This is a genomic window from Nocardioides sp., assembly GCF_036274455.1.
In the GTDB taxonomy this organism is placed as follows: domain Bacteria; phylum Actinomycetota; class Actinomycetes; order Propionibacteriales; family Nocardioidaceae; genus Nocardioides.
On the sequence record NZ_DASUFR010000172.1, the window covers coordinates 26,033 to 36,819 of the forward strand.

Consider the following 10,787-nt stretch of genomic DNA (forward strand, 5'->3'; position numbering starts at 1 on the left):
CCCCCGTCGACCCGCCCGACTCCTCGGGCGGGTCGACGTCACTTTGGGAGACTGGGCGCTTGTGACCCCCGAGGAGAGCCGGTTCCACGCCGAACCCGAGGAGCTGGTCGAGGAGCTCCGGGGTCTCCCCGCCGCCTGGACGGTGGGCCGGCCCGACCCCGACGACCCGGGCGACGTACGCCGCCTCACCGAGCTGCTGCGCGAGCACGAGCGCGCGGGTCGCGGCTGGCCCGGGGCGGGCAAGGACGATGTCCTGGTGGAGGTGCGCGGACTGCGGACCCGCGAGAACGTCGTGGTCCGCGACGACCGGGGCCTGATCCGGGCCTGGGGGAGCGTGCACGACCGGGCCAGTGGGCGGATGCTGTTCGTCCACGTCGTGGAGCGGGGCATCGACGAGCGGATCGGCCGGGCCTGTTCCGACCTGCTGGTCGAGTGGGCGGTCGGCCGGGCCCGCGAGGTGGGCGCTGCCCGTGGCCTCGAGGTGCAGCAGGTCGACACCGGGGCCTTCGACGACGACGAGCGGCAGCACCGCTGGCTGGCGGCGGCCGGCTTCACCAAGGTGCGCCGCTGGTGGCAGATGGAACGGCCGGTCACCCCCGACGAGGCAGCTCTGGTCGACGACCCCGCGCGGTGGGAGAGGGACGGCGTCGTGTTCCGGCTCGTCGAGCGCGACGCCGACGGTCAGCCGGCGCAGGCCGACCTGCGAGCGGTGCACGACGTGCTCGAGGCTGCCTTCAGCGACCACTTCAACTCCAAGCCGGAGACCTTCGACGAGTTCCTCTTCCGGCTCCGTGAGGACCCCGGCCACGGCTGGGACCACTGGTGGCTGGCCGAGGTCGACGACCGCCCGGGCGGGGCCCTGGTCGGCACCGGGTCGGCCTCGGGGTCCTACGTCGCCTACATCGGAGTCGTCGAGGTCGCCCGCGGCCGCGGGGTCGCCAAGGGGCTGCTCCGGACGATCATCGCCGACACGGCGCGCCGCGGTGGCGACCGCGTGGGCCTCGAGGTGGACGCGGACTCACCCACCGGCGCCGACCGCCTCTACCGCGGCCTGGGTTGGACGACGTCGTACGTCACCGAGTCCTGGCACCGCGACGTCCCCGTGCGCACCGGCGTCTAGCTAGTGTCCTGTCATGAGCCTCGCGGTGACGTGGTGGGGCCACGCGTCGGCCACGGTCGAGGCCGGGTCCGCACGCATCGGCGTCGACCCGGTGCTGAGCGACCGGCTGATCCACCTGCGGCGGTACGCCGACACGCCGGCGGTGGAGGCGTCCGACGCGGACCTGGTCGTCATCTCGCACCTGCACCACGACCACTGCCACCTGCCGTCACTGGCCCGGTTCGGGGTCGAGGTGCCGATCCTGGTGCCGCGGGGCGGCGAGGGACTGCTCGCGAAGCTCGGCCGTCAGCGGCTGGTCCCGGTGGCGCCCGGCGACGTGGTCGAACGAGCGGGCGTCCGGGTCGAGGTGCTGCCCGCCACCCACGACGGTCGGCGACACCAGCTGTCGCGGGGCAACCCGCCCGCGCTGGGCTTCCGGATCGAGAACGACGCGGGCTCGTGGTGGTTCCCGGGCGACACCGAGCTGCGCGACGACATGACCTCCCTCGAGCCGGTCGACCTCGCGCTCGTACCGATCGGCGGCTGGGGGCCGACGCTGGCCGACGGGCACATGCACCCCGAGCACGGCGCGGAGGCGGTCGGCCGGGTCGGAGCGCGGTGGGCGGTCCCGGTGCATTGGGGCACCTTCTGGCCGATGGGATTGCGCCGGGTTGCCCGCTCCAACCACCACCGCCTGTTCGTCACCCCCGGCGAGCGGTTCGTCGACGCGCTGGCCGGCTCGGGGACCGAGGTCGTGCTGCTGGCACCGGGCGAGCGCGCCGAGCGGTAGCGGCGCGGCCCCGCCCCCTCGGGCCCGCTTGTAACTGACTGTTCAGCCCACTGCCATGCGGATATTTGCGCAGGCAAGATGGCGTAACGGTTAGTTACAAGGGGTGGCGCGGGCGCGGCTCAGCGCGGGTCCACGCTCAGGCCGCCCCGGCCCCCTCGGCCAGCGAGGCCCGCAGCGCCTTGTGGATCCCGTTGGGCGTCAGTACGCCGACGAACCTCGCGCCGTCCTTGACGCCGACCATGCCCCGGTCGTCGCGGAGCATGGCGGCCAGCGCCTCCTCCAGGGTCGCGGTCACGTCCACGGTGGAGGAGAGGTCGCCGGCGCTCACCCCGTCGATCGGCTCGAGGTGGCCGGCGTCGATCATGGTCACGGTGAGCCGGCGCAGCCCCTTGGTGGCGCCGACGAAGTCCTCGACGAAGTCGTCGGCCGGGTGGCCGAGCAGCTCCGAGGGGGTGCCGTACTGCGCCAGCCGGCCGCCGGTGGCGAAGACCGCCACCCGGTCGCCCATCCGGACCGCCTCGTCGATGTCGTGGGTGACCATGACCACGGTCTTGCCGAGCTCGGACTGCAGCCGCAGGAACTCATCCTGCAGCCGGACCCGCACGATCGGGTCGACCGCGCCGAACGGCTCGTCCATCAGCAGCACCGGCGGGTTCGCGGCCAGCGCCCGGGCCACGCCCACCCGCTGCTGCTGGCCGCCGGAGAGCTGCGCGGGGTAGCGCTCGGCGTACTCGGCGGGGTCCAGCCCCACCAGCTCGAGCAGCTCGCGGGCGCGCTGCCGGGCGACCGACCGCGGCTCGCCGTACAACAGGGGCACGGTCATCACGTTGGTGATCACCCTCTGGTGCGGGAACAGCCCGATCTGCTGGATGACGTAGCCGATCCCGCGGCGCAGCTTCACCGGGTCGGAGCGGGTGACGTCCTTGCCGTCGATCTCGATGGTGCCGGTCGTCGGCTCGATGAGCCGGTTGATCATCTTCAGCGTCGTGGACTTGCCGCAGCCCGAGGGGCCGACGAGGACGACGAGCTCGCCCGCCGCAACCTCCAGGTCGAGGTCGTGGACGGCGACCGTCCCGTCCGGATAGGTCTTCCCGACCCCGGAGAGCCGGATCATAGATTGTCCGGTTCCCCGATCGGTATTGTCCATGTGGTGACCCTACCGGCGGTGCTCGGGGCCGCTAGCGCGTCGAGCGCGGAGGGGCCCACCTGCTACAGCCGGCTCACCAACGATTGGATCTGTCGGCAGTACGTCGAGGACTTCCGCCCCGAGATCCAGCACGCGACCGTCCAGCATCTGCAGATCACCGTGCTGGCGGTGCTGCTCGGCCTCGTGATCGCCTTCCCCCTGGCGCTGGTCGCCCGGCGGTTCGCCCGGCTCGAGTCGACGGTGCTGGGCGTGGCCACGGGCATCTACACGATCCCGTCTCTGGCGCTGCTGCCGCTCATGGTCCCGTTCACCGGGCTCTCGAAGACGACCGTGGTGATCGCGCTGGCGCTCTACGCGCTGACCATCCTGGTGCGGGCGATGCTCGAGGGGTTCCGGTCGGTTCCGGACGAGGTGGTGGAGTCGGCGCGCGGTCTCGGCTACGGCACCGGCCGGCTGCTGCTGCGGGTCGAGCTGCCGCTGGCCACGCCGGTGATCATGGCCGGGCTGCGGGTCGCCACGGTCTCGACGGTGGCGCTGACCACGATCGGGTCGCTCGTCGCCTATGGCGGCCTCGGCAACCTGATCAAGGACGGCGTCACCCAGAACTTCCGGGCCGAGCTGTTCACGGCATCGGTGCTGTGCGTCGTACTGGCCGTGCTCCTGGACGTCGTCATCGTCGTCTCGCAGCGGCTGCTCACCCCGTGGGCGAGGAACCAGCCGGCATGAACGTCATCAGCGACGCCTGGGACTACCTCACGACCTGGTCCAACTGGACCGGCGACGAGGGGATGCTGCACCTGATGACCCAGCAGCTGCTGCTCACCGTCACGGCGCTGCTGATGGCCATGGTGGTGGGGCTGCCGATCGCGCTGTTCCTCGGCCACCTCGGCCGCGGCGGCTTCCTGGCCATCAACATCACCAACATCGGCCGGGCCATCCCCACCTTCGCGCTGCTCGCGATCTTCGTGACCGCCGACTTCCCCGGCACCAAGGAGTTCGGGCCCTATGGGCGGGCCGGGCTGGCCACCCTGCTCGCGCTGGCGCTGTTCGCGCTGCCGCCGATCATCACCAACGGGTACGTCGCGGTGCGCGAGGTGCCGGGCGAGGTCAAGCAGGCGGCCGACGGCATGGGGATGACCGGGGCGCAGAAGTTCTTCCGGGTCGAGCTGCCGCTGTCCCTGCCGCTGATCGCGTCCGGCGTACGCCTCGCGCTCGTGCAGGTGTGGGCCACGGCGACCATCGCCGCGCTCGTCGCCGGCCCGGGGCTCGGGCGGGTGATCACCGACGGGTTCTTCCGGACCAACTACGGCAAGGGCATCGCCGGCGCGATCGTGGTGGGCATTGTGGCGCTCGCCCTCGAGCTGCTCGCCGCCGGGCTGCAGCGGCTGGTCAGCCCGGCCGGAACTATGTCGAGTCCGAAACGTGACAATGGCCCGGGTCCAATGTCGGCGACCTCGTCTACGGTTGCGGGAGGTACCGACCCCATCGGCGCTCAGTGAGGCTCGCCTCATTCCGGACACGCGTGGCCGCGACGGCCACGGGACACAGAAGGAAACCCAGCATGTCCATCAGACGGTCACTGGCGGCGGTCCTCTCCGTCGGCACCCTCTTCCTCGCCACCGCCTGCGCGGGTGACGACCTCGACTCGGGCAGTTCGAAGGGCGACGACACCTCGACGCCCTCGACCTCGACCTCTCCGACGACCTCGGAGTCCGGCGGTGGCACCACCGCCGGCGGGCCCCTCACGCTGGCCGGTCAGAGCTTCCCGGAGGCGGCGCTGGTCGCCGCGATGTACGACCAGCTGCTGACCAACGCCGGCTACGACGTCACCGTCAAGCTGGTCGACACCCGCGACGGCTACATGGCCGACTTCCCCGGCGGCGTGGACGTCGTCCCGGAGTACGTCGGCGGCATCGTCAACTTCCTCAACAGCCAGGCCAACGGAGACAACGCGACGCCGTTCGACGCCGGCGACGGCCAGCAGCTGGCCGACCAGGGCAAGTCGCTTCTCGACGCCGCCGGGATCACCCTGCTCGACCTCTCCCAGGCGACCGACACCAACGCGTTCATGGTCACCAAGGACTACTCCGAGAAGAACGGCGTCACGAAGCTTTCCGACCTCGCCGGCAAGAGCGTCACGCTCGCCGCCGCCCCCGACTGCAAGGGCCGGCTCGACTGCGAGGGCGGTCTCACCGACCAGTACGGCATCAACGTCACCAAGATCCTCGAGCTCGGCTACGCCAGCGACCAGACCTACCAGTCGGTGATCAACGGCGAGTCCGACCTCGGCGAGACCAGCACGACCGACGGCACCCTGGCCTCCCAGGGGCTGGTGGTCCTCGAGGACGACAAGCACATCCAGCCGGCCCAGAACCTCGTGCCGGCGGTGTCCACGGAGTTCCTCTCCGCCCACCCGGACATCGCGGACATCCTCAACCCGCTGATGGCCGCCCTGACCACCGACAACCTCACCGAGCTCAACGAGAAGGTCTCGGTCGACCGCCAGAAGCCGGAGGACGTGGCCCAGCAGTTCCTCACCGACAACGGGCTCCTCTGAGCCGCTCGCTGTTGCAGGGGTCACCGGATCTCCGGTGACCCCTGCGCTTGCGTGCCGAGATCTCGCTACAGAAGCGGATGACTCCCTACATATCCGGCTCTTCTGACATGTTCGGGGGTGCCCGCGCGCATACCGGATCGCGTCTCGCCGTAAGAAGGACCGCGCTTCGCTCGGCCGCAAGCGGCGGCGCTGTGCTGGATTCTTGGGCAGTCCTTGACCGCGAGCCTCGCGCGATCCGGTGATACGGCGCACGACGGCGGGCTTCGCCGCGCCGTTGCACTGCGCGGGCACCACCACCATTCCCCGCCGACCCCGCCGACCCCGGTCGATGGGGTTCGCCGAGGGAAATCGGCACCAGGTGCCGGAAATCCTCCGCGAAGGCCGGGCCCGGCGGATATGCACCGCATCCTGGAGGCGCCTGGCGGCCAAATTGCGGCGAGTCGCTGAACACGAACCCGGCGGCCGCGCATGCGGGGCGGAGCTTGCTCCGCACTTGCGGCCGCGCGCGGCCGCCCACCCACGAACATGTCAGAAGAGCCACATATCCGGTGACCCCGACACCATTCGCCGACCGCCAGCCGGGCCCCGCGCCAGCCGGCGGTCAGCCGCCAACGTGTCCCGCAGGCTCAGCCGTTGCCGTGGTTGTTCAGGTGGTTGAACTTGTCGAGGATCGTCCGGGTGCGGTCGAGGGTCCTGCTCGGCACCGTCGGGTCGAGGCGCTGGGTCTCGGCCAGCACGACGACGTCGCTGAAGACGTAGACCTGACCGCCTTCCTTCACCGTGTCGCCGAGGTCGATCGCGCCGTTGGCGAAGTTGAGCCAGGCCGCCATCAGGATCTGGTCCATGAAGCGCACCCGGTCCGCCGCCGAGCCGTCGGGCTTCAGGATCTGGAAGCCGTCGTCCAGGGTCGAGGCGGTCCGGGCCTCGGAGAAGACGTTGCTGAGCAGGTTGGCGACGGCCAGGTAGCAAGCGACGCGGTCCGCGCTGTAGACCTGGTGCCCGTGGACGAGGTCGAACTCCTCCTTCCACCAGCCGGCGTCCATCGCCTTCGTCGAGGTCCCGCGAACGACGACGTCCGCGTGCGCCGGCGACGACACACCCGAGTCGTCGTCGGTCGACGTGAGGGTCACCGTGCGCGCACAGGCGGCGAAGGTGTGCGACACGCTGTCCGAGACGTCGCGCGGGTTGATCTCGGGCGACAGTGGGGGATCGGCGAACGGGGGGTTGACCAGGCTCGTGTGGGAGACGGTCGGCGAGCCGTCGCCGAAGTCCCACGTGAGGGTCAGGTCGTCCGAGCCCGGGTCGGTCGAGCCGCCGTTGAGGTCGACCGGCGTCCCTTCCTGTCCGAGCAGCACCACGTGACCGTTGATGACCGTGCCCCCCGAGGTGTCGATCGTCGCGGTCGGGTCGACGTTGGTCACCGTGACGATGTGGTCGGTGCTGCTCGAGGTGTCGTCGTCGAAGCCCGTGATGGTGATCTTGAAGCCACCGTTGTCGCCGTAGGTCTTGAGGACGCTGAACGACAGCGTCGCGAGGCCGTGCGGCGTCGAGCTGGCGGTGCCGGCCAGGGGCTGTACGCCGCTCCCGTCGCCGAAGTCGATCGTCGCGGTCAGCGGGTCCAGCCAGCCGGGATCGGTGACCGTGCCGGTGACGGTGGTCGGGCTGTTCTCCTCGACCGGTGAGGTCGGGGCGAAGGTCACCGTCGGCGCCACGTTGGCGATGGTGACGGTGGTGCTCTGCACGTTCGTGGCGCCGGCCTCGTCGGTGACCCGGAGCCTCACCGTGGCCACGCCGTCCTGACCCACGAGGTCGAAGGTCGGGGTCACCCCGGAAGTCTCGAAGCTGCCGTTGTTGTCCAGGTCCCAGTCGTAGGCCGCGATCGAGTCGCCGGTGTCGGGGTCGGAGCTCCCGGAGCCGTCGAGCTGGATGTTCTGCCCCTCCTGGGTGCTGTAGGGGCCTCCGGGGTTCGCCACGGGCGGACGGTTGACGGCGGCGAGGCAGTCGAGGATGCCGGCGCCCGTCACGTTGGGCGTGGCGGTGCCCGTCGAGGTGGCGACCAGCCGGGCGTGCGTCGCGGCCGGGCTGGAGGTGGCGCTGAAGCCGGGCGCGCTGCGCAGCAGTGCGTCGCAGCCGGCCGACGAGGGCGCGGCCGCCGACGTGCCGAAGAACGGCGAGCCGAAGCCACCGACGCCACTGACGGTGACGCCGTCGGCCGCCTCCCACGACGGCGCGTTGAAGCTGGCCGACCCACCGGCAACGGCCCCACCCGGGCAGGGCGATGCCGCCGGGCACCTGCTCGTCGTCACGAGCTGCACCGGGCCGGCGCCGCTGAAGCTCTCCAGCGCGCCGGAGGTCGCATTGACGGCCGCGATCGCCTCGGCGCCGCCGGCGAAGTTCGACTGGGGGTCGATGCTGCCGGCGAGGGTGGGGGTGTCGGTGTTGCCACCGCTGTTGCGCCACCGAAGGTCGAGCAACGGTGCGGCGACCGCGCCCGCGACGCCCTGGACGTCGACGACCAGCTTGACGGAGGTACCGGACATCGAGGCCGGCATCGCGACCTGCTCGATGGTGTCCCCGCTGCCGTTGCCCTGCACCCCGACGCTCTGGCCGAGGCACCGGGTCAGGTCGGCGCTCATGACGTAGAGGTTCAGGTCGGTGAACCCACCCTGTCCGACCGTCGGGAAGATCGAGCGCGGCTCGCTCCACTGCAGCGTGAACGAGGTCCCGCGCGGCGAGGTGCCTCCCGTGGTGCCGAGCATCATGTCGAAGGCGGTGCCGGCTCCGGGGTCGATGTCGACCGCGTTGTCCGGGGTGTTGGCGCAACCCGGCGGGGTCGATGAGTAGGACGTGCCGTCCGGGCCCTGCCCGGTGCCGTTGGCGACGACTCGGGCGACGTGGTCGTTGCCGCGGTTGCCCGCGGAGGAGTGGAAGGAGACGCCTGCCGCGGCGATGTTGTCGGCGGTCTGCGCGCCGAGACCCTCCTGGAACGCAGGCTCGCTGTCGAAGGCGAGGTCGACGGCGATCACGTTGGTCTTCGAGGCGAGGTTGTTGATCGAGTTGACGTAGTCGGTCAGCCCGTTGCTCGCGTCGAAGACGAGGTCTGCGTCCGGGGCCATGTCGGCGACGATCTCCATCATCGCGGTGCCCTCGTCCCCGGACCCGGCGTCGTCGACGGTCACGTTGCCCGCGACCAGCTCGCCCTGCGTCTGGGAGGCGGCGATGTTGCTCACGCCGTTCGAGCTGACGCCGACGGTCACGCCGTTCCCGGTGATGCCGCGATCGTCCTGTACGTCGTCGGCGCGGTGCTGGGCGACCCCTTCGCTCACGAGGCTGCCGGTGCCGGCGTCGGCGATGCCGTACGACGGGGGCGTGACGGCTGCGACCCACGGGAGCGCCCCGAGGTCTTCCAGCCTGTCGGCCGGGACCCAGACGTCCATCAACCCGACGGACGGCGCGAGGCTCGCGCGGCCGGTCCTGACCCGCTCGTCGATCGTGGCGCCGAGCGCGGCCACCTCCGCGCGCTGCTCCTGCGTGGCGGGGGCGACCGACCAGACCGAGACCTCGATGGTGCCATCGGAGTCGACGTGCACGACGTCATTGCTCAGCCGCTCCATGGCCTGCGGTCCGAGGCTGCGTCGCGACTGCATGGCGCGGACCTGATCGGCCTCCTGCTCGAGGATGTAGGCGACGTTCGAACCCCGTACGGAGGGGTCGCCCGCCGTCGTGGTCGTGGCGCTGCCGGCGAGGGCGCCGGCGGGGACGCCGATGGCGGTGAGGCCGCACACGACGAGCCAGAGGGCGAGGCGCCGGGACCGGGCCCGGCGAGAGGTGCGGCGAGAGGTGCGACGAGAGGTGCGACGAGAGGTGCGACGAGAGGTGCTGCGAGCGTGGCCGAAGGTCTGCATGGGGGATCCTTGTGACGCGACGTCACCCGGGGAGACTCCGAGTCTTTCGAGTCGAGCAGAGCGCCGAGTGCGGGTCAATGACGCAAAAGGGCCATCAGAGGGTGGGCTCAACGCTCGCCGGCACGCACCTCGAGGGCCCTCGCGTCGACCGTGGAGATGTCGAGCACATCCGCCGGCAGGTCGAGCCGCCGGCCGTCGGGGGTGTCGACGCGGTCCAGCGGGCGGCCGAGGTCGCGCACGTACGTCGCCACCGCCTCGGCGTCGGAGCGGCGGCCCTGCTCGACCAGCCAGCCGACCAGCCGGTCGGCCGGGAGCAGCCCGGAGTGGGTGAGCGAGCGCGAGCCCCAGATCGACTGCACGCCGGAGCGGAGCAGCTCCCACCACTCGTCGTCGCAGCCCGGGAGCTCGGCGAAGTAGCGGTGCAGGTCACCGGCCAGCACCCGGTCGCGGAACACCGCTGTGACCTTCGGGGCGCCGTACTCCTCGACCGAGCGGAGCGAGGTGAGCTTGGTCGACCAGCGGTCGCGCAGGTCCTGCAGCGACGAGCGCTGCTGGGTGATCGAGGTGCCGTCGGAGCGGATCCGCCAGTGGTAGACGACCTCCGGCACGATCCCGAACCGCCGGGCCCGCAGGTAGGCGAGCGTGGTGGTCGGCTGGTCCTCGTAGCGGACGCCCTCGGGCCAGGACAGTCCGGTCTCGCGCCAGAAGGCCGCCCGGAAGAGCTTGTTCCACGCGAAGACGTCGCCGAGGATCTCGGGCAGGTCGTCGATGACCAGGTCCATCCGCTGCTTGTGCAGCCGGCTCATCCACGGCGGCTCCACGAGCCGGTCGCCATCCGGGGAGCCCTCGAGCCGGGCCACCGAGCCGGTGACGAAGTCCGCCCCGGTCCGGGTGAGCTGGCGGAGCAGGACGGCGTAGGCGCCGGGCGGCAACACGTCGTCGCTGTCGGCGAACATCAGCAGGTCGCCGGTCACGTGCCGCAGCCCCTCGTTGCGGGCCGCGCCGAGCCCCTGGTTCACGGTGTGCACGACCCGGACCCGGGGGTCGTGTGCGGCGTAGGACTCGGCGATCTCCCCGGAGGAGTCCGGAGACCCGTCATCGACCACGACCACCTCGAGCCCGACCCTGCCCAGCGAGTCCGACTGGGTCAGCACCGAGTCGAGGCACTCGGGCAGGTACGCCGCCACGTCGTAGGCCGGCACCACCACGCTCAGCCGCGAGGGGGCGCGACGGAGTCGGGTCAGCCGGACCATGGCCGATAGGCTCTCACCCCGTGACCGAGCTCAGCC

The 10,787-nt window shown here is 71.3% G+C and carries 8 protein-coding genes; 5 read left to right on the forward strand and 3 right to left on the reverse strand.

The annotated features are described in order from the left end of the window. Positions 1-61: 61 nt before the first annotated feature. Both VFV89_RS17095 and VFV89_RS17100 read left to right on the forward strand, forming a co-directional pair. Entirely contained in the window at positions 62-1,120 is a 1,059-nt protein-coding gene (locus tag VFV89_RS17095) for a GNAT family N-acetyltransferase (RefSeq protein WP_329707164.1), read from the forward strand. Positions 1,121-1,133: 13 nt separating this feature from the next. Beyond that, positions 1,134-1,889 (forward strand): MBL fold metallo-hydrolase, encoded by a 756-nt coding sequence (locus VFV89_RS17100; protein ID WP_329707165.1) that lies wholly within the window; start codon positions 1,134-1,136, stop codon positions 1,887-1,889. Between the two features lie 136 nt (positions 1,890-2,025). Here VFV89_RS17100 and VFV89_RS17105 read toward each other — a convergent pair whose 3' ends face one another. Continuing rightward, the gene (locus tag VFV89_RS17105) at positions 2,026-3,036 is read right to left on the reverse strand and encodes an ABC transporter ATP-binding protein (RefSeq protein WP_329707166.1); all 1,011 of its coding nucleotides are present in this window, start codon (positions 3,034-3,036) and stop codon (positions 2,026-2,028) included. Positions 3,037-3,039: 3 nt separating this feature from the next. Here VFV89_RS17105 and VFV89_RS17110 point away from each other — a divergent pair, with 3 nt between their 5' ends. The 3 genes from VFV89_RS17110 to VFV89_RS17120 all read left to right on the forward strand — a co-directional run bounded on the left by VFV89_RS17110 (position 3,040) and on the right by VFV89_RS17120 (position 5,593). Further along, on the forward strand, positions 3,040-3,762 hold the full coding sequence (locus VFV89_RS17110; protein WP_329707167.1) for an ABC transporter permease: 723 nt from the start codon (positions 3,040-3,042) through the stop codon (positions 3,760-3,762). Then, complete coding sequence (locus VFV89_RS17115; protein WP_329707168.1) at positions 3,759-4,535, forward strand: ABC transporter permease; 777 nt, start codon at positions 3,759-3,761, stop codon at positions 4,533-4,535. Before VFV89_RS17110 ends, VFV89_RS17115 begins: the two co-directional genes overlap by 4 nt. Before the next feature lie 62 nt (positions 4,536-4,597). Beyond that, complete coding sequence (locus VFV89_RS17120; RefSeq protein WP_329707169.1) at positions 4,598-5,593, forward strand: ABC transporter substrate-binding protein; 996 nt, start codon at positions 4,598-4,600, stop codon at positions 5,591-5,593. A 626-nt stretch (positions 5,594-6,219) separates the two neighbouring features. Here VFV89_RS17120 and VFV89_RS17125 read toward each other — a convergent pair. Further along, complete coding sequence (locus tag VFV89_RS17125) at positions 6,220-9,498, reverse strand: PKD domain-containing protein (protein ID WP_329707170.1); 3,279 nt, start codon at positions 9,496-9,498, stop codon at positions 6,220-6,222. Positions 9,499-9,605: 107 nt separating this feature from the next. Next, positions 9,606-10,751: a glycosyltransferase family 2 protein gene (locus VFV89_RS17130; protein WP_329707171.1), complete on the reverse strand. Its 1,146-nt coding sequence runs from the start codon at positions 10,749-10,751 to the stop codon at positions 9,606-9,608. Positions 10,752-10,787: the final 36 nt, after the last annotated feature.